16 protein-coding genes and 1 tRNA gene are annotated in these 17,867 nt (G+C 65.1%); 7 read left to right on the top strand and 10 right to left on the bottom strand.

Translation table 11 applies throughout. From position 1 onward, the window contains the following. Window positions 1-229 precede the first annotated feature (229 nt). Both AC5P8F_RS17740 and AC5P8F_RS17735 read right to left on the bottom strand, forming a co-directional pair. Window positions 230-802, bottom strand: coding sequence for an energy transducer TonB (locus tag AC5P8F_RS17740; RefSeq protein WP_046431429.1), 573 nt, complete (start codon window positions 800-802; stop codon window positions 230-232). A gap of 119 nt (window positions 803-921) precedes the next feature. Continuing rightward, entirely contained in the window at window positions 922-1,560 is a 639-nt protein-coding gene (locus tag AC5P8F_RS17735; RefSeq protein WP_197605916.1) for an energy transducer TonB, read from the bottom strand. A 113-nt stretch (window positions 1,561-1,673) separates the two neighbouring features. On the opposite strand from AC5P8F_RS17735, the gene serS reads away from it, so the two are divergent. Next, window positions 1,674-2,954: a serine--tRNA ligase gene (serS, locus tag AC5P8F_RS17730; RefSeq protein WP_014647612.1), complete on the top strand. Its 1,281-nt coding sequence runs from the start codon at window positions 1,674-1,676 to the stop codon at window positions 2,952-2,954. A gap of 66 nt (window positions 2,955-3,020) precedes the next feature. Here the strand turns inward: serS and AC5P8F_RS17725 are convergent, their stop codons facing one another. Next, window positions 3,021-3,383 carry an SH3 domain-containing protein gene (locus AC5P8F_RS17725; RefSeq protein ID WP_134809051.1) on the bottom strand — a complete coding sequence of 121 codons (363 nt, stop codon included), beginning with the start codon at window positions 3,381-3,383 and terminating at the stop codon, window positions 3,021-3,023. A gap of 136 nt (window positions 3,384-3,519) precedes the next feature. Next, window positions 3,520-4,107 carry an FMN-dependent NADH-azoreductase gene (locus AC5P8F_RS17720; protein WP_032957392.1) on the bottom strand — a complete coding sequence of 196 codons (588 nt, stop codon included), beginning with the start codon at window positions 4,105-4,107 and terminating at the stop codon, window positions 3,520-3,522. A 127-nt stretch (window positions 4,108-4,234) separates the two neighbouring features. Here AC5P8F_RS17720 and AC5P8F_RS17715 point away from each other — a divergent pair, with 127 nt between their 5' ends. Further along, complete coding sequence (locus AC5P8F_RS17715) at window positions 4,235-5,227, top strand: LysR family transcriptional regulator (RefSeq protein ID WP_005410175.1); 993 nt, start codon at window positions 4,235-4,237, stop codon at window positions 5,225-5,227. Between the two features lie 72 nt (window positions 5,228-5,299). On the opposite strand, the gene AC5P8F_RS17710 is transcribed toward AC5P8F_RS17715, so the two are convergent. Beyond that, complete coding sequence (locus AC5P8F_RS17710) at window positions 5,300-6,646, bottom strand: DUF7256 domain-containing protein (RefSeq protein WP_111207054.1); 1,347 nt, start codon at window positions 6,644-6,646, stop codon at window positions 5,300-5,302. 150 nt (window positions 6,647-6,796) lie between these two features. Between AC5P8F_RS17710 and AC5P8F_RS17705 the strand changes: the two genes are divergently transcribed. Next, window positions 6,797-6,886 (top strand) — tRNA-Ser (locus tag AC5P8F_RS17705). A gap of 43 nt (window positions 6,887-6,929) precedes the next feature. Here the strand turns inward: AC5P8F_RS17705 and AC5P8F_RS17700 are convergent. The 3 genes from AC5P8F_RS17700 to acuI form a co-directional block, all read right to left on the bottom strand. After that, complete coding sequence (locus tag AC5P8F_RS17700; protein WP_111207074.1) at window positions 6,930-7,316, bottom strand: DUF6713 family protein; 387 nt, start codon at window positions 7,314-7,316, stop codon at window positions 6,930-6,932. A 127-nt stretch (window positions 7,317-7,443) separates the two neighbouring features. Beyond that, window positions 7,444-10,197: a UvrD-helicase domain-containing protein gene (locus AC5P8F_RS17695; RefSeq protein ID WP_495228661.1), complete on the bottom strand. Its 2,754-nt coding sequence runs from the start codon at window positions 10,195-10,197 to the stop codon at window positions 7,444-7,446. Between the two features lie 150 nt (window positions 10,198-10,347). Continuing rightward, on the bottom strand, window positions 10,348-11,337 hold the full coding sequence (gene acuI, locus AC5P8F_RS17690) for an acrylyl-CoA reductase (NADPH) (protein WP_111207072.1): 990 nt from the start codon (window positions 11,335-11,337) through the stop codon (window positions 10,348-10,350). A gap of 103 nt (window positions 11,338-11,440) precedes the next feature. Here acuI and AC5P8F_RS17685 point away from each other — a divergent pair, with 103 nt between their 5' ends. Beyond that, a complete protein-coding gene (locus AC5P8F_RS17685) occupies window positions 11,441-11,794 on the top strand; it encodes a winged helix-turn-helix transcriptional regulator (RefSeq protein WP_049442490.1) in 354 nt (117 codons plus the stop codon). Window positions 11,795-11,848: 54 nt separating this feature from the next. Here the strand turns inward: AC5P8F_RS17685 and AC5P8F_RS17680 are convergent, their stop codons facing one another. Then, complete coding sequence (locus AC5P8F_RS17680) at window positions 11,849-12,298, bottom strand: DUF3592 domain-containing protein (RefSeq protein WP_049442491.1); 450 nt, start codon at window positions 12,296-12,298, stop codon at window positions 11,849-11,851. 633 nt (window positions 12,299-12,931) lie between these two features. Between AC5P8F_RS17680 and AC5P8F_RS17675 the strand changes: the two genes are divergently transcribed. From AC5P8F_RS17675 to AC5P8F_RS17665, 3 genes are all read left to right on the top strand, one after another. Continuing rightward, a complete protein-coding gene (locus AC5P8F_RS17675; RefSeq protein WP_049442492.1) occupies window positions 12,932-13,339 on the top strand; it encodes a hypothetical protein in 408 nt (135 codons plus the stop codon). 76 nt (window positions 13,340-13,415) lie between these two features. Further along, window positions 13,416-14,282 carry a Smlt3025 familytype IV secretion system inhibitor gene (locus AC5P8F_RS17670; protein ID WP_014647603.1) on the top strand — a complete coding sequence of 289 codons (867 nt, stop codon included), beginning with the start codon at window positions 13,416-13,418 and terminating at the stop codon, window positions 14,280-14,282. 19 nt (window positions 14,283-14,301) lie between these two features. Further along, window positions 14,302-15,624, top strand: coding sequence for a Smlt3024 family type IV secretion system effector (locus tag AC5P8F_RS17665; protein ID WP_049442493.1), 1,323 nt, complete (start codon window positions 14,302-14,304; stop codon window positions 15,622-15,624). Between the two features lie 49 nt (window positions 15,625-15,673). On the opposite strand, the gene AC5P8F_RS17660 is transcribed toward AC5P8F_RS17665, so the two are convergent. Beyond that, complete coding sequence (locus tag AC5P8F_RS17660) at window positions 15,674-17,815, bottom strand: TonB-dependent siderophore receptor (RefSeq protein ID WP_329768177.1); 2,142 nt, start codon at window positions 17,813-17,815, stop codon at window positions 15,674-15,676. Between the last annotated feature and the right edge of the window lie 52 nt (window positions 17,816-17,867).

The raw sequence follows: 17,867 nt of genomic DNA, 5'->3' as shown, positions 1-17,867 counted from the left end.
TTGGTTGGCACGCTCACATCACCCGGTAGGTGCCAACCTTGGTTGGCACGCTCACATCACCCGGTAGGTGCCAACCTTGGTTGGCACGCTCACATCACCCGGTAGGTGCCAACCTTGGTTGGCACGCTCACATCACCCGGCAGGTGCCAACCCTGGTTGGCACGCCTCTCCAGATAAAAGGACGGAGGCCGAAGCCTCCGTCTAAACATCACGAACCCCTCGTCCGCGATCAACGCTGTTCGGTACGGAAATCCACCGGGACCCGCACCACACTGGCCACTGCACGGCCTTCATGCATCGCCGGCTGGAACTTCCAGTTCTGCACGGCGCTCAGCACCGCGCGATCCAGATCACGGCTGCGTTCGCCGCTGCGCGAAACAATCGCGGCATTGGTCACCTGGCCGCGGCTATCGACATTCAGGCTGGCGATCACGCTGCCCTGTACGCCATTACGCAGCGCGGCGGCGGGGTAGGTCGGCTTGATGTTGCCTGCCAGCGGGCGCGCCTCGCGATTGCGTACCGCAGGGGCGGCTTTGCGCTGGTTGCCGACCGGTGCGGCCTGGCGGGCCGCCGGCTCCTGCGCGTCGGCCACCGGCGCCTGCTCGGGGGCGGGCAGCATGCGCTCGCCGACCGGTGCCGGCGCCACGTCTTCCTGATTCGAGTGACGCAGCCAGAGCAGCGCGGCGGCAAACATCGCCACGATCAGCGCGATCCACATCCAGGGCGACGTGGGCTTGTGCTGTTCGCTGGCGTCTTGCTGCAGCTGCGGCGAATGAAGGTCTTCGTGGGTGGTGGCGGTCATCGCAAACTCCTTCCGTCAATGGACGACGGGGAGAGTGTTGCGCGGGCCAGTGGCGGGAAGTGTCAGCGTTGCGTCAACGTCACCGGCAGGGTTCAGGTTGCCTGCCGGGAAACGTTCAGTTACTGGGTCTTGAAGTCGAACGGCACTTCAATGCTGCCCGGTACGGCTTGGCCGTTGCTCTGCGCCGGGGTGAAACGCCAGCGGCGCACGGCGTCGGTGGCGGCACGGTCGAGCTCGCGTGAGCCGCTGCGCTGGATGACCGTGGCATTGTTCGGGTAGCCGGTGGCATCCACGTCCACGCGCACCACCACGCTGCCGGTCTCGCCCGCGCGCAGGGCCGCGGCCGGGTAGTCCGGCGGCGGCGACTGGCCGGCAATCGGCATCGGCTGGCTGTTGCCGGTGGCGGCTGGCGCAGGGGCCGGCGTGGCCGGGGCCGGTTCAGCGATGGGCGCCGGCGGCGGCGGGGCGGTTTCGACCAGCTTCGGGGCGTCGTCCTCTACCGGGGCCGGCTTGGCATCGGGCATGTCGCTGGAGCCTGCGGCGGCGGCCAGCGGTTCCGGCAGCGGTTCCACCTGCGCGGTCTCCTGCGGGGTCTGCGCGGCCGGATCGGCACGGAAGAACTCCTTGTCGCGGCCGGTCAACCAGACCAGCACGAACAACAGCACGCCCACGCCGAAGGCGATGCCGGCGATCTTCAGGGCGTTGCGCGGGATATGCACAGTGAACGACTTGGCGGACGACGAGCGGGGTGCAGACATGGACCGGACCAGTACGGAATAGCCCGATTCTGCCACGCCAGGAATGAACCGGGCGGCAGAAATCCGTATAACAAGCGATAATCCCATCCCTGATACCCACCACGACACCTGCCATGCTTGATCCAGCCCTGCTCCGCCACCAGCCCGCCGACCTCGCCGAACGCCTGCGCACCAGCCGCGGCTTCGAGCTCGACGTGTCTGCCCTGGAGTCCCTGGAGGCGGATCGCAAGCGCATCCAGGTGCGGACCCAGGAGCTGCAGAGCCTGCGCAACAGCCGTTCCAAGGCCATCGGCCAGGCCAAGGCCAAGGGCGAGGACGTCTCGGCCATCATGGCCGAGGTCGCTGCCTTCGCCGACGAGCTGAAGGCTTCGGAAGTGGCGCTGGACGAGCTGCGCGAGAAGATCGAAGCGATCTCGATGGGCATTCCGAACCTGCCGGCCGACGACGTGCCGGCCGGTGCCGACGAGAACGACAACGTCGAGCAGGCGCGCTGGGGTACCCCGCGCCAGTTCGATTTCAAGGTGCTCGACCACGTCGAACTGGGCGCCCGCAACGGCTGGCTGGACGGCGAGACCGCGGCCAAGCTGTCCGGCTCGCGCTTCACCGTGCTGCGTGGCCCGATCGCGCGCCTGCACCGCGCCCTGGCCCAGTTCATGGTCGACCTGCACACCGGCGAGCACGGCTACGAGGAGACCAACGTGCCGCTGCTGGTCAACGCCGACTCGCTGCGCGGCACCAGCCAGCTGCCGAAGTTCGAGGACGACCTGTTCAAGACCGCCGTGGGCGACTCCACGCGTTACCTGATCCCGACCTCGGAAGTGCCGCTGACCAACATCGTGCGCGATGAGATCGTCGACGCCGAGCGCCTGCCGCTGCGCATGACCGCCCACTCGATGTGCTTCCGTGCCGAGGCCGGCAGCGGTGGCCGCGACGTGCGCGGCATGATCCGCCAGCATCAGTTCGAGAAGGTCGAGCTGGTCTCGATCAGCCGCCCGGAAGACAGCGACGCCGAACACCAGCGCATGACCCGCTGCGCCGAAGTGGTGCTGGAAAAGCTGGGCCTGCCGTACCGCAAGGTGCTGCTGTGCACCGGCGACATGGGCTTCTCGGCGGTGAAGACCTACGACCTGGAAGTCTGGCTGCCGTCGCAGGAAACTTACCGCGAGATTTCCTCGTGCTCGAACTGTGGTGACTTCCAGGCCCGCCGCATGCAGGCGCGCTGGCGCAACCCGGCCACCGGCAAGCCGGAGCTGGCGCACACGCTGAACGGCTCGGGTGTGGCCGTTGGCCGCGCGATGATCGCGGTGATGGAGAACTACCAGAATGCCGACGGCAGCATCACCGTGCCGGAGGCCCTGCGCCCGTACATGGGTGGCCTGGAAACCATTGGCTGATAGCCGGCGCTTCGCGCCGCCGCCCGAGCATGGGCTCGGGCGCTACAGATCTTTGTAGAGCCGAGCCTATGCTCGGCTCTCCTTTATGGCCCGCAGCTTCTCGAACGGCACCCATCCCGGTTCGCCGTTCTCCGGCACGCACCATGCCCAGCCATTGAGCGTGCGCATCCCGCGCAGCGTCTGCCCGGGGTCCACATCCAGTTCGCGCGCGCAGTAATCCTGCGTGGCAAAGGCGCCACCCTGCGCATCGCGGCCGATCACCGGCGCCGGCACGAATCCGGGCTGCTGCCCCTCGGCCTCGCAGAGGAACCAGTCGTCCCAGCCCTCCGGGCCTTCATAACGTTCGCCCACCACCAGCGCCTGGCCGCGGCGCAGGATGATCGGGTGCGGAAATTCGCTGCGGTGCGCAGCCGTCACGATGTAGTTCATGCCCCCAGCCTAGCGCGCCGCAAAAGAAAACGGCCCCGCACAGCGGGGCCGCCAGGGTGGGCCGGGAGGGGGAGGGGATCCCGGCCCGCGTTCAGCGCCCAGACGAGGAGAGAGGGGCGCCGAACGTTGGAACGCGTTACGCCGCGACGGCTTCGGCCACGTCGTGCGACGGCAGCGCCGCCAGCGCACCGGCGATGGCGTCTTCACGGTGCTGCGGCGAGTAGGCGATGCCCTCGGCGCGCACGAACTCGACTTCGTTGATGCCCATGAAGGCGAACACCTGGCGCAGGAACGGCTCCTGGAAGTCGGCCGGCGAGTCGGTATAGATGCCGCCACGGCTGCTGGCGATGATCACCCGCTTGCCACCGGCCAGGCCCACCGGGCCGTTCTCGGTGTACTTGAAGGTGCGGCCGGCCACGGCCACGCGGTCGATCCAGGCCTTCAACGTGGACGGGATGCTGAAGTTGTACATCGGCGCGCCGATCACCACGATGTCGGCCTCCAGGAACTGCTGCATCACCTGTTCAGCATCGGTCGCTTCAGCGGCGTCGGTCTTGGCCAGCGAGCTGCTGCGCAGGTGCGGTACCGGATTGGCGTCAAGATCGCGATAATCGACCTGCAGGCCGTCGATCTGGCTGGCGAGGCGGGCGACCACGGCGGCCGACAGCTGGCGCGAGACGGAGTTGTCGCCAAGCACGCTGGCGTCGAGATGCAGAAGCTTCATGGCAGTCACCTATGTTCTGGGAGGAAGGGGCGGGGTGGTCCCGCCGACGGAGAGAACGATAGGTTGTTGCAAAGGCGGAATAAAGGTGATTGAATGCCACGTATTGTTCTAGATATGGAACTCGGGCATGCATGACCTGAATGACCTGTACTACTTCGCGATGGTGGTCGACCACGGCGGATTCGCCGCCGCCGAGCGCGCTTTGGGCATCCCCAAGTCGCGACTGAGCCGCCGCATCAGCCAGCTCGAAACCGACCTGGGCGTGCGCCTGCTGCAGCGCTCCACGCGCCGTTTCGCGGTCACCGACGTCGGCACCAGCGTGCACCGCCATGCGCAGACGATGCTGGCCGAGGCCCAGGCTGCCCGCGAAGTGGTGGACCGCCTCAGCGCCGAACCGCGCGGCGTGGTGCGCGCCAGCGTGCCGGTGTCACTGGCGCAGATGCAGCTGCCCAAGCTGCTGCCCAAGTTCCTTGAGCAGTATCCGAAGGTGCGGCTGCAGCTGAACATCAGCAACCGCCGCGTGGACATCATCAACGAAGGCTACGACGTGGCCCTGCGCGTGCGTTCGCGCCTGGACGACGACGGCAGCCTGGTGATGCGCAGCTTCGGCCAGGTGCAGGAACTGCTGGTGGCCAGCCCGAAGTACCTCGACCGCGCCGGCCGCCCCAAGGACCCGGAAGAGCTGACTCAGCACGTGACCCTCAGCATCAGCGAAGACGAAGCCCGCCAGCGCTGGGAACTGCATGGCCCGGAAGGCGAAGTGCGCCGGGTCGACCTGCAGCCGCGCGTGGCCGGCTTCGATTTCCCGCTGCTGCAGAGCATGGTGAAGGACGGTTTCGGCATCACCATGCTGCCGGAAACCGTGTGCGCCGACGCCGTGCGTAATGGCGAGCTGGAAGTGGTGCTGCCGGACTGGTCGCTGCCGCAGGGCGTGTGCCACGCCGTGTTCGCCTCGCGCCGCGGCCTGCTGCCGGCGGTGCGCGTGTTCATCGACTTCCTGGCCGAGCACCTGCCGCCGCAGCTGGAGGCCTCGCGCCTGGATTGCGGTGGCGCCTGTGAAAAGGCCAAGGAGCGGATCAAGGCCAGTGCACTGGGTGCGCTGGCGGTGGATGCGGGCTGAGAGCTGCTGCACCGCTTCCGTGAAGAAAAGCCCCGGCGACGTTCCGGGGCTTTTTACTTCAATGCGACGGTGTCATCCGCACGCCCAGTCGATCTTCATCTGCTGCAGATCCAACTGTGCGTTGCCGCCACCGAAATTGAAGCCGCCAAAACCCTCCTCGAATTCGAGGTAGTAGGGGCCGAACTCTGGGTAGCCCTGCTGGGGCTGCATTGTTCCGCCGAGGTGGGCAATGGAATCCCAGCGACTCAGGTTCAGTTCCTCACCGCGCTCGCTGAATGCTTCGATGTATCCACTGATGGCGCATTCGCTTTCCCACTCCCGCGGTGATCTCCCAACGTTGGGATCGTCAGCGCGGATGCCTGTGCTGATCGGCAATGCAACGGCCTCGCTGGAGGCGCCTCCGATTCCTGCGCCCGGGATGACGGCATTTCCGTTCCTGGTGTACAGCCATCGCTCGTAGAAATAGCTCGCGTAGTCCTGTCCGATCCAGCTCGGAGGGGCACCCAGCAGGGCTGAATTCAGCTTGGGCGGCAGGCTCAGCTCACCATCAAACTCCTGCTGTGTAAGCCAGATGGCGCAGAATTGCGTTCCAAGGATGTCTTCCATGCTGTGGCTGTGCGCATGCTTGGCCTGGCGATGCTGCCAGAAGGGAAGCAGGTCGCGGCCCTCTGGCGGGGTCATGGAAAGGGGAGAGGTGAAGTATTCCGCGATTTCCTCGACGGTGCAGAGCTCCTCCTGCTGGTCGTCGACGAACAGAGAGAGAGCAACCAGCTCATTTCCCTTGGTTCGGTACTCCGAGGGCAGGTGCAACGTAAAGGCGTGCCGCAGCGGGTGCCCGTTGCTGGAACTCAAAGGCCATTGTTCAGCGGTGATGCCTGGGGGAAGGCCCAGTGTCCAGCCTCCGGCCCATTCGCTGCCCCGGCCTGCTTTGGGGAGCACGCGCTGAGGGCCAAGCGCGATGTCAAAGGCCTTGGTCAACGTCGGATCGAATATGGGCGCTGCAGGTTCACAGTAGGTGGCATTCGGGTTCTCCAGGCGAATGCTCCTTACCGTGTTGTCCCGCGTGTTCACGTTCGCGGCCACCTGCAATCCGTCATCCGTGATGAAGCCGAAGGTCGCCCATCCCTCGCATGAGTCCTCTGGCTCTTCCGGCAGTACAGCGAGGCGAGGATTGTTGGCGAGAGCGTCGCCGATGGCCATGCCTGTACGCAGGCCCTCGACCAGCACCGTCTTGGGCATTGAACAGGCGAAAATGACGTATCCAATGGCTCGATCGCTATCCAGTCGAACGAAAACGTCCTTGCTCAGGCAAGTCAGATGACCTTGTTCATCCGGCTCCTTCCATCGGGTGCCCAGAAGTTGGGCCAGGGCGCTTGAAGGCATGCCCGGGCGTATGTTCAGGAGGCTGGAGTTGTCCATGGGGTGGGGACCAGAGGGAATTGGTCACTCTAGCCAGCCGGGGCGTGGGAAGGCTATCGGATTAGTTGCAGATGGGCGTGGCGTAGGGGTCTTGGGCAAATCGCCCGGCCGTGCGAGAATGCGTGCCCGGCCAGCAGGCTGTGCCGACACGGAGAGATGGCCGAGCGGTTTAAGGCACCGGTCTTGAAAACCGGCGAAGGGTCAAACCTTCCGTGGGTTCGAATCCCACTCTCTCCGCCATTTGATTCAAAGAGCCCCTGGATTCAGGGGCTTTTTCGTCTCGTCAGTCCACGCCATCGATCTGCACGCGAGCCGGGGTGGCACGGCGGCCTTGCATGAGGAGCCCGACGCCGGCCACGAGGCAGGCCGCCAACGTTGCGATGGAGAACGGAAGCAGGAACTCGTCACGACCGGCCGCGGCGAAGCCCGCATGAATCATGGCGGTGCCGGCGCCAACTGTCCCGCACAGGCTGGCATACGCCCGCGCGGAGGGCTTGGCCAGCACAACCTGGCGATAGCCATGCAGCAGGGCGCCCACAGCGATCAGGTTGAAGGCCAGAAACCCCTGGACGCCGCCGGGAAGGCCGAACAGGGTCCACTCGTGCCAGAACGCTGCATCAATCTGGTGCAGGACCAACGCCAGCAGTGTTGCCAGATACCACCGTTCCATGGGGTCGTCCATTTGAATGTCGGCAAAGTCTAGCAGCCGGAGTGAGTGGTCGATCTCCGGCCTGGGCGAAGCTCACGGTGACGGTGAGGGCAGTGCGCACATCGCCAGGAAAGCGCAGAAAATGCGCTCACCCCCTACGCCCGCCCTTAGGCTTGTTGTGGCACAACGGGTAACTCGAGCACGACCGGAAAGCCCCATGTGGCCCATTCCGGTCCACGAATACGCCCACCCTGCACACCGGGCAGCGCTCATCGTGGATGGCCGCGCCTGAAATCGCGGTTACTTCCACTGCCCCGTCCTTCACCAGCTCATCCAGGAATGGCGAGTGCTTGCCCTGCAGGGTGAACATCGCGACCGACCGTCGCGCACGCGTCAGCGCGACATAGAACAGGCGCCGTTCTTCGCTCAGCGGATAGGTATCGCCGTCCGGCATTGCCAGCGAAAGCAGCGGGTCATCCGCGCGCAGGCTCGGGAAGCTGCGGTTGATCATGCCCGGCAGGATCACGTAGTCCGCCTCGCGCCCCTTCGATCGATGTGCGGTAAGGAACTCGACGTCCATCGTGCTGCCGAAGGCCGTCTTCCAATCCGAAGGCATCGCACCGCGATCCGCGCGATACCGCCCCAGAACAAAGACCGTCACGCGCCCGGTGCGGCCCTGCGGCACTGCACCTGACAACAGTTGCTGGTGCAGCTTCGCAAGGTACTGGCGAACGCCATCCTGCACCTCCTCGCGCCGGTTCATCTGGAACGCCTGCAGCACCGGGCGCATTGCCGGCGCAGCAGAGCGAACGTTTTTGGCGATCTGCGCGGGGTTGCGGCTGATGAAGCGGCTGGACACATCACACAGCGCCTGTGGGCAGCGGAACGTCTGCTCCAGTTTCAGCACCTGGCCATGGCCCATCCATTCGCGGAATCCAGTCATCACCGCAACGTCGGCGCCAGCGAAGCGATTGATCGATTGCCAGTCATCGCCCACCGCAAACAGATGGCGGCCCGGTTGGCTGACCAGGGCACGGCAGAGGCGCGCGCGGGCGCGCGATGCGTCCTGGAATTCGTCGGCCATCACCAGTTCGTAGGGCGATTCATAGTGGCCCTGTTCCAGCAGCCCGGCCGCCATGTTGAGCATGTCCTCGAAATCGATGCTGCGCTCGTCAGCCAGCGCATTGTCCCAGGCCTGGAATACCGGCCCGGCGATCTCCAGGAAGCGCCGGTAGCGTTCCTTGAACTGATCCTCGGGCATCTGCCGCAGGCGCGCCGCCATATCGTCCAGTGTCAGGCAGTTGCTCTTGGCATGGGCAATGAAGGTGCGCATCAGGCCAATCAGGTCTGCGTCCGGCATCGGCTTGGCGCCTTGATCAGGTAGCTCGCGGTCCGGGTTCGGGTCGAGCTCGACATCAGACGCGCCAAGCCGCTCGGCAAGATGCTGCAGGGCCTGTCCACTGCGCAGGCCAAACGACGTCGTCTCGACCAGAGCGGTGCCGCGCGCCACATGCTGCTGGCGCTTCCAGTGCATCCCTTCGCTGTAGTTGGCAAAGTGCTTCGGCGGCTGGCCATCGGCATCCAGCGCAAAGTGCTCGTGATACAGCTGGGCGTCCGGATAGTAGAAGTCCGGGCGATACTGGCGATGGGTGTCTGTCGCGGTATCGAATTCGTAGCGCCGCTCGTAGTCGTACGCCACGCCGTTGTAGAACAGCCAGTCGGCGATGACGCACTCCTCCAGGCTCTTCACCCGCTCACCCTTCAGGGTGCGGATGTAGGGCGTGCCATCGCGGTCGTAACCATCGGCCATCATGTCGGCACCGAACGGCGGCAGGTCGCGCCCGAACACCAGGCGGAACATGTCCCACTGGGTGCGGAAATGGGTCGAGCGGTCCTTCAGGTCGTCCACCAGTTCGGCCAGCTTGTTGAAGCCCAGCGTCGCGTCGACCGCCCATTTCGGGATATCCGGCTTGCGCCCTGTGGCTTTGGCGATGATGGACAGGCCCAGGGCGTGGAAAGTCCGGGCTTCCACCACGGTGTCGCCCATGCCGAGCCGGTCGAAGCATCGCTGCGCGCGCTCCTCCAGCTCCTGGGCGGCGTCCTTGTTGAAGGCGAGCATCACGATCCGTTCGGGTTCGACAAAGCCGCGGTCGATGGCATAAGCGGCCTTGGCGACCATTGTGGAGGTTTTCCCAGAGCCGGCCGCGGCCACGACCTGTACCCGGTTGTCGAAGCAGATGACGGCGTGGGCTTGTTCCTCGGTCAGGGGCTTGCTCTCGACCCGGTCCAGGAAGTCCTTGGCCAGCACCCGCTCGCGCTCTGCCATGGTCGCGTTGGCCTCGGCCCAGACGGCGGGCCAATCCAGCTGCCAGTCGTGCAGGGCGTCCAGCGCCATGCGGTGGCCGGGCGCGTGCAGGTCGTCGTGCACCTCCTCGTCGAGGAACAGCTGCTCCAGCTCGGCGGGCGGCAGGGGCAGGGCGGGGCGGTCGGCCAGCAACGCCTGCTGCTGTTCGTGGGTGATCCAGCGGCGTCCGGTGGTGCCTCGGTCGGTAAGCGCGTCTGCTTCGGCCAGCCACGCCTGGATCTGCTCCAGGATCGTGTCAAACAGGGCCTTGCGTCCCCGTGTGGTGCGCGCAAAGTGCACCTGCTGCAGCGCCGCCGCAAGCCGGGAGCCCTGGCTGTTGGGCAGCCCATCCACGGACAGTGCTTCACCGCGCTCGGTCGTCAGTTCGACCCTGGACCAGAGCACGCCGCGAACGACCCGCACGCTGTGTTCGTTCGCCACATGCTGGCGGTACTGCCTGCCGTCGATCAAAAGCGCGAGCTGTTCGCCATCCAGCTGCAACTGCCAGTCCGGCGAGCGGGTCACACGCTGGCCCCAGCCCGAGGGGCGCCATTCCATAGACATCCAGATACTGCCTTGCGTACGTCACCGGGCGTAAAGTGCCCTTGCCGCCCCATGATAAGGCGGCTTGGCATGGCGCGCTGGGATTCCGGTCACTCGCGCACGCGCGCCAGCGATGGCATTGCACCCTCGCCGGCGCGGCAGGCGTCAGGCGTTCACATCCACGACAATGCGGCCACGCACCTTGCCGGGGATGATCTGCTCATAGACATCCAGCACCTCGGCGAGGCCGATCTGCTGCACGGTGCTTTCCAGCTTCTGCGGGTCCAGGTCGGTCGCGAGCCGATCCCAGGCGCGCTGGCGAACCTCTTGTGGGGCATTCACCGAATCCACGCCCGCAAGGGTCACATTGCGCAGGATGAAGGGCAGCACCGAGCCGTGCAGTGCATCGCTCTGGGCCAGGCCACAGGCGGCCACGGCACCGCGGTACTTCGTTTCGGCGATGGCATTGACCAGCGTTGGGCCGCCGGCCACATCCACCACGCCGGCCCATCGCTCGGCACTCACCGGCCGCTCGCGCGGCTCCGAGAGCTGCGCACGATCGATGATCTCGGCCGCACCCAGGTTGTGCAGATACTCGGCGTGCTCCGGCCGCCCGGTGGCGGCCACCACGCGATAACCCAGCTTTGAAAGGATCGCCACCGCAATCGAGCCGACGCCGCCGTTGGCACCGGTAACCAGCACATCGCCCTGTGCAGGCGTCACCCCTGCATGCTCCAGGGCCAGCACGCACAGCATCGCGGTATAGCCAGCGGTGCCGATGGCCATGGCGTCGCGGGTGCTCAGGTTGCCGGGAATCCGGTTGAGCCATTCGCCGCGTACGCGGGCGCGCTGTGCCAGGCCGCCGTGGTGGCCCATGCTCAGGTCCCAGCCATTGAGCACGACGCGGTCGCCTGGCTTGAAGTCGGCCCTGCTGGATTCCAGCACCACGCCTGCCAGATCGATGCCGGGAATGAGCGGGAACGTCCGGATGACCGGACTCTTGCCGGTGAGGGCAAGCGCATCCTTGTAGTTGAGCGTGGAGTACTCGACCTGTACCAGGACGTCGCCGTCCACCAGGTCGGCTTCATTGAAATCGACCAGTTCCGTGGATATGCCGTCGTTCGTCTTGCGGGTCAGCAGTGCCTTGAAACTCATGGTTGGGGGCTCACGTTCAGTGGATGGCCCCATGCTAGGCTCGCACCGTTATCGCAACAAGAACGACGATTTTCCGTAGGTACTATGGTTTTCCGGAGTATGCATGCGTAGCAAGCGTTGGGATGGCAAGAGCGGTTGCGCGGTGGAAGTCACGCTGTCGGTGATCGGCGGCGTGTGGAAGCCGATCATTTTGTTTCACCTGATGACCGGCAAGCGGCGTTTCATGGAATTGACGCGACGGGTGCCCAATGCCACCCAGTCCATGCTTACCAGCCAGCTGCGTGAACTGGAAGCCGATGGCGTGGTGATCCGCCACGTGTACCCGGAAGTGCCGCCGAAAGTGGAATACGAGCTGTCCGAGTTCGGGCGCACGCTGGTACCGGTGCTGCTGGCCATGCGCGAGTGGGGTGAAACCTATCGTGGCCATGGAAGCACGGAAGACGATTGCCAGCGTTGAAGACACTTTTGGTCCTGCGCGAGCGCATTCTGGATCCGCTCGCGCCTGGATGGGTCAGGCCGGCTGCGCTTTCCGGCCCTGCACCACCCGGGTGGCCAGCAGCGCCAGGGTGACCAGCCCGGAGGCGATGGCCAGCCACAACAACAGCAGGGAGTTGTCCGTTTCGCCAACGGCCATCGCCACGGACGGGTCTTTGGCGTTGTAGCGGATATCAATCTCTTCCGCCTCGTCGGTGGCACGCATCCGATTGCCAAGGTCGTTGGAGACCGCGATCTTCTCGACGCGTGATTGGCCGTCTTCGGTTTCGAACTCGACATTCAGGACGAAGTTGCTCTTTCTTCCCCTTTTCTCATCCCAATGCACTTCGGTGACGAGGCCCACCGTATCGCGCCCCTCGGCACCGTCAGTGAGGGCATGACGGTGATGGTCGTTGTAGGCGGCCACGGAAAGTGCGACCGCCACGCCAGCAGCAACAAGAATGTTGCGCCAGGAAGTGAATTCCATAATGAGCTCCTGATCCATTGAGGTCGGCGACTATAGCCTTCACCTCGCGGATCTCGTACGGAAATGGCCTGGCGCAGAAATTTCGTTGTGATCAGATCGCGCTCGAATGTGCCTGTGGGCTCCTACATGCAAGCGTTCCCGGTGTGTATCCAGCGCGGAACGTCTGTGCTGGAGCTGAAGGCGGAGGCCGTGCGTATTGCGACTTTCTGCGCGATCGCCATGGTCGGCGTGTCGCGTTCGGCTCGATGTGATCGTTGGGTAGTACGCGCAGGCAGGCGCGATGTATCAACGAAGCACGTCAGTCGGTGGACGGTTCGCCATCCCGTGACGCAACCAGCGTAGGAACGCGTCAGCGCGGACTTTTCCTACTTTGCTTCGGCGATGGAGTGCGCCCATCATCGCCGCGCCAAGGCACTCGCCCTGGCCGGGATTGGCGTCCCGAACTTACATGATGCGCGGCGTCACGGTTGCAGCCAGAGTTGCAACCGTGACAATGCATCGCCTGTCAGTTCATGGCGGACGGTGCGTGGGGATCTCTCGATCCGCCGGCTTCTTGCATCATGTATCCGGCACGCCAACCCGCACCGTCCGCCACCTTGCATCTGCAGGTGGCCACATCGTGAGGTTGCCGTCATGCCCGAACGTCTTCCCGACCATCCCCGCCTGCACGCGCTGCTGGGTGCCGCCGTACTTGATCTTCCCGCTGCCTCGGCCGAAACGCTGGAGGACGCGCTCCGCGAATCCGCCGAGTTCGTCACCCCATCGGCATTCTTTGCACACCTGAAAGGCCACGGCAGGAACCTGCGCGCCGATGGCGAGGCCTGGGTTGAAATGCACCTGAGCCCTGGCCGGGCCTTCGACATGGCCCTGGCGACCCGCAGCGTTTCGGGCATCACGGCGTTGACCGCGGTGCTGCACGCTGCGCATGTGGCGCGGGAGAGCGACGATCCCGCCTGCTGTCCCTCCGCCGCCGTGGTCGAAGGTCTGTTCAACGCCTGTCAGGCGTTGTCGCTGCAGGTGGAACGCTGCCTGGTGCCGTGAAGGGCTGCGACGCGGTTCCTGTTCCGTTGACGCCCGGTTCCCTATAGTGGCGCTGGAACTCTGCAATGGAATGCCCATGCACGTGATGTCCCCCGGCCGTTGCCTGACGCTTGCACTTGCCGTCGCGGTGAGTGCCGGCGCGTGTGCGCGGCCGCCGTCCACCGAACACGAAAGGAATCCCGCCATGTCCGGCGCAACGCAGACCGGCCGCACGATCAACGGCCACACCTATACCGATGCGCCCGTGGACGTGAAGCTCGGGCCGAACACTTTCCGCATTCCGGCCAACTACCTGGACAGCCAGATCGCACCGTGGCCCGGCGAGGGCGTGACGCTGGTCATCGAGTGGCCGGACATGAAGCCGACGGCGCCGGGCGCCCGGGCCAATCCGCGTACGAATGATTTCCGGAAGGAAATTGCTGTGGCGATCGACTACATCGATCGTGCGCCAATCGAAACATCATTGGAGCGATTGTCCTCCAACCAGGCGTCCACCGAGGAAGGATCGGTGGAGCGAGGGGATCCTCGGGATCGACTCGATCTGCGTATTGCGCGGCCCGACGTCATGGGACTGACGCCTTACGCCATCGATGAAACGCGGATGGGGATTTTCTCGAAGGAATACGAGGCACGCTATGGAAAGCCGCCCACCCGTAATCCTGCCTATGAAGATGACTGGTACATCGCGCGCGCTCCCAACGGCAGCCTGACCACATTCATCAAATGCGAAAGCACGGCGTTTCGGGGGGATGGCGTTCGCCTGCAGGGCGATCAGGTCATCAGTGAGCAAGGGCAAGCCGCTGCGGGGTGCTTCCACTATTTCTCGGATGTGGAGAACAAGCTCTCCATCTCGCTGAACTACAAGCGGGCCTTCCTGGCGGACTGGAAGCGGATGGAAGATGCGGTGCGGGATCTTCTCGCGCGCTCCCGCGTCCGGCAGTGAGTGCATTCAGGAGCAGGCGATGGGCGGATTGACGCAAGAGAATCTTAGGATTCTGGCCAGCTATGCCAGGGCCGGAAACCGTGAGTTGTACTGGAACTATCTGTCGCAGCTGCCAGATGCGGATGGCTATGGCACGCTTGCGCTGGGTGTTGTTCGCAACGACAGCCTGCCAGGCCGCGTTGCAAACAGCTACGCACAGGATTACGCCCGAGATCAGGAAGGCAAGGGCTCCGGCTTTCCCGATGCGCAGCTGAGCGAGCGGCAATGGGAGATGTTTGGGCAGACGCTTCTGCGCCAGGACCTGGAGCGACGCCTGTTCTGGATGGAGCAGGGGCGTCCCGAATTTGCACTGAATCTTCCCGGCAAGGATGTAATGCTGGCACACGACCGGGCATTCGAACGGCATGAACTCGATCCCAACTGCTGGACGCCGCGCGTGTTGCTGCAGGCGGCTGAGCAGAAGAGCGGCCCCGAGAAGCTGGAACAGATCTGGACCAACATGCTCAACAATGACTACGCCGGAGGCCCGCGCGTAGGCAACACCAGCGTCGATGCCATCAGCCAGATGGGATGGACGAAGGGCGGGCAATACCTGACCCGGTTGAGCGTGCTGGAAGCCACCCAGGCACTGGAAGGGCGCTCGGCGGTCGATCCGAACGTCATCGGTGGCAACAGCTACTACGCGATGTACTTCGAAGCGGACAGGAAATGGGCCAGTGTCAGCGCGGGTGGTGGCCACATGTCGATGCGTGAGATCACCGATCCGGCTCGCATCGCCGAGCTCAACGACGCGCGCGAGGTTCGTCTGGAGCGCCAGGAAAAACGCACCCAGTTCCACCCGGACGACCCGTACCGGACCATCACCCGCAGCCCGCTGACCGCAGCCGTGGACGACGTGCCGGATTTCTCGCAGGCACCGACCCGCCTGGCCGACATTGGTCCGGGCCACCGCGACTACGCACTGATGCAACAGGTGCGCGAAGGCGTGGCCGCGATCGATGCCGGCGCCGGGCGTACCCACGACGAGAACAGTGAGCGCCTCGTAGCGAGCGTGATGGCATTGGCCCGTCGCAACCAGCTTGAACGGGCCGACCATGTGCTGCTGAGCGCGCAGACCGCCGAGCATCCGGCCGGCCGCAACGTGTTCGTGGTGCAGGGCGAGATGAGCGATCCCGCGCATCTGCGAGCGGTCATGCCTACGGACACGGCAGTGCAGACGCCGGTCGAACACTCGCTGCGGCAGATCGAGGCCGCCAGCCTGGAGCGACAGCAGGCGGCCATGCAGCGCCAGCAGGACAACGACGTCCACGCACGTGACAACCCTGCGATGCGGATGGGCTGAGGTTACGTAGCAGAGCCGAGCGGGCGCCCGGCTCTGCTGGAAGGCCTTCTCAGAAGCGGTAGGCCGCCTGCACATACACCCGCCGCGGCTCGCCCGGGAAATGCCCGTTGCGCTCGATGAAGCCGCTGGCCGCGTACACCTTGTCGAACAGGTTCTTGACGTTGGCCTGGAACTGCCACTGCTTCCACGTGGTCTTCCAGCTCATGTCGAATACCGTGTATGCCTTGACCGCCTGCCCATCCAGGCTGACACGCTCGCCCACATGGTCGGCGCCGAAGCCGATGGCCGAGTTGATCGACGGCAGGTCGTAGCGCGTCCACAGGCCGAGCTTGTTGCGTGGCGCATTGGCGAAGCGGTCGCCGGAGGCATTGGTGATGCCGTTCGGTCCGGCATCCTTCACCCGTGCGTCGTTGTAGGCGTAGGTCAGGTTCACCACCCAGCGCTCGGTCACGTCGGCCAGCAGGTCCAGTTCCATGCCCGTGCTGCGTACCAGGCCCAGTGCAGCGAGTTGGTTTACCCCGCCGATCACCTCGCCGGTGGCCTGCACGATGTTGCTGCGGTCGATGCGGTAGGCCGCCATGTTCAGGGTCACACGGTCGGCCAGCAGGGACTTCAGACCGACTTCCCATTGCCTGCTGCGCTCCGCGTCGAACGGTCCGCCGGCCGCCGGGTTCTGGTTGGTGGCACTCTGCGGCACGAAGCCGCTGGCGATGTTGGCATACAGGTTCACGCCGTCCCGGACGGTAAAGGTACTGCCCAGGCGCCAGCTGAGATCGTTGCCATCCACGCTGCCGCCACCCATGCGGTCCTGATCCTTGAAGCCATCCCAGCGCAGCCCCGCCAGCACATGCCAGCGCGTGCCCAGTGCCAGCTCATCCTGCAGGTAGCCGCCGTAGCGCTTGCTGCGGGTGGCGGTGCTGCGCCAGGGCAGAGCGGCCAGGTTGTAGTCATGCCAGGTGCTCGCGCCATAGACCGGGTTGAACAGGTCGATGCCGCGCACCGGGCCGGCGCCGCGTGCCAGGTCGGCGCTGTTGGCGGTCTGCGCGGTGAAGTCGGCGTCGAGCTGGTACACGTCGGCGCCGAACAGCACCTTGTGTTCGATACGGCCGGTGTTGATCCGCCAGACGGCATTGCCGCTGGCGGTGAAGGCAGTGTTGTCACGGATCTGGTTGCGCAGCTGGCGCGTCATCCACTCGGCCACGCCGTCGCGGTCACGATCAATCAGCCCCATCGGCTCGTGGTACATCTGGTGCTCGTTGTTGCTGAACCAGCGCGCAGCAAGGTCCACGTCCAGGTTGTCGCGCGGTGCGAAGCGATACTGCGCCAGTGCGACCTTGGCGCGCATGTCGAGGAAGTCACTGGCCTCGTTGTGGTTCCAGCGGCGGTCGGTCAGGAAGCTGCCGGCATCGTTCACCGGCACGCCGCGCAGGCGGTTGCCGCCCAGGTTCTGGGTGATGTCGGTGAACTGCAGCACCAGCTCGCCGGTCTGGCCAACGTCGAAGGCCAGCGAGGCATCGCCGATCACGCTTTCGCTGTCGGCATTCCAGCGCACGCCCTGCTCGCTGTCGGCATACAGGCCGGCGCGATAGCGAATGCTGCCGCTGGCATTCAAGGGGCCGGTGCCTTCGATCGATCCGGCGCGGAAGTCCTTGTCGCCTGCCTGCAGCTCGATGCGGCGTTCGGCGCGCGCCTTGGGCTTGCGCGTTACATAGTTGATGACACCGCCCGCATCACCACCGCCGTACAGCGCACCGGCCGGACCTTTCAGTACTTCCACGCGTTCGATATTGAACAGTTGCGGCACCGAGAAGCCCGCATAGGGATCACCACGCAGGCCGTCGTAGAGAACGTTCTCCTGGCGGAACCCGCGCAGGGTGACGCCGGCATAGCTGAAGAAGCTGATGCCGCTGATGCTGCGGTACAGATCGGTGACCTGGCGCGCGGCCTGGTCGTCGATCAGCTCGCGCGGCACGACCTGGATCGACTGCGGCACCAGTTCCAACGGGGTATCGGTGCGGGTGCCGACGGCCGCATCGTTGGCGCGGTACAGGGTCTGCGCGCGGCCGCGGACTTCGACCTTGTCCAGGTCCTTCGGGGTGTCAGCGGAGGCCTCGGAGGCCAGTGCAGGCGTAGCCAGGGAAAGGGGCAGCGCCAGGCAGAGGGCGTGCTTGAGCGGGGTTGGAAGCGGCATGAGGGGGTCGGGACGGGCTGCAAATGAGAAAGATTAGCATTTGCAACGCTTC

Source organism: Stenotrophomonas sp. YJH_SMC_69, assembly GCF_059370495.1.
Note: the sequence above shows the minus strand (reverse complement) of the source record. Positions and strands in the feature narration are given on the sequence as shown.

Excerpts from the sequence above, each read along its gene's own strand:
- AC5P8F_RS17695 (WP_495228661.1), bottom strand. The coding sequence starts at position 10,197 with ATGGAATGGCGCCCCTCGGGCTGGGGCCAGCGTGTGACCCGCTCGCCG.
- AC5P8F_RS17710 (WP_111207054.1), bottom strand. The coding sequence starts at position 6,646 with ATGGACAACTCCAGCCTCCTGAACATACGCCCGGGCATGCCTTCAAGC.
- AC5P8F_RS17685 (WP_049442490.1), top strand. The coding sequence starts at position 11,441 with ATGCGTAGCAAGCGTTGGGATGGCAAGAGCGGTTGCGCGGTGGAAGTC.
- AC5P8F_RS17680 (WP_049442491.1), bottom strand. The coding sequence starts at position 12,298 with ATGGAATTCACTTCCTGGCGCAACATTCTTGTTGCTGCTGGCGTGGCG.
- AC5P8F_RS17700 (WP_111207074.1), bottom strand. The coding sequence starts at position 7,316 with ATGGAACGGTGGTATCTGGCAACACTGCTGGCGTTGGTCCTGCACCAG.
- AC5P8F_RS17665 (WP_049442493.1), top strand. The coding sequence starts at position 14,302 with ATGGGCGGATTGACGCAAGAGAATCTTAGGATTCTGGCCAGCTATGCC.
- AC5P8F_RS17715 (WP_005410175.1), top strand. The coding sequence starts at position 4,235 with ATGCATGACCTGAATGACCTGTACTACTTCGCGATGGTGGTCGACCAC.
- acuI (WP_111207072.1), bottom strand. The coding sequence starts at position 11,337 with ATGAGTTTCAAGGCACTGCTGACCCGCAAGACGAACGACGGCATATCC.
- AC5P8F_RS17725 (WP_134809051.1), bottom strand. The coding sequence starts at position 3,383 with ATGAACTACATCGTGACGGCTGCGCACCGCAGCGAATTTCCGCACCCG.
- AC5P8F_RS17720 (WP_032957392.1), bottom strand. The coding sequence starts at position 4,107 with ATGAAGCTTCTGCATCTCGACGCCAGCGTGCTTGGCGACAACTCCGTC.
- AC5P8F_RS17740 (WP_046431429.1), bottom strand. The coding sequence starts at position 802 with ATGACCGCCACCACCCACGAAGACCTTCATTCGCCGCAGCTGCAGCAA.
- AC5P8F_RS17660 (WP_329768177.1), bottom strand. The coding sequence starts at position 17,815 with ATGCCGCTTCCAACCCCGCTCAAGCACGCCCTCTGCCTGGCGCTGCCC.
- AC5P8F_RS17735 (WP_197605916.1), bottom strand. The coding sequence starts at position 1,560 with ATGTCTGCACCCCGCTCGTCGTCCGCCAAGTCGTTCACTGTGCATATC.
- AC5P8F_RS17670 (WP_014647603.1), top strand. The coding sequence starts at position 13,416 with ATGCACGTGATGTCCCCCGGCCGTTGCCTGACGCTTGCACTTGCCGTC.
- AC5P8F_RS17675 (WP_049442492.1), top strand. The coding sequence starts at position 12,932 with ATGCCCGAACGTCTTCCCGACCATCCCCGCCTGCACGCGCTGCTGGGT.
- serS (WP_014647612.1), top strand. The coding sequence starts at position 1,674 with ATGCTTGATCCAGCCCTGCTCCGCCACCAGCCCGCCGACCTCGCCGAA.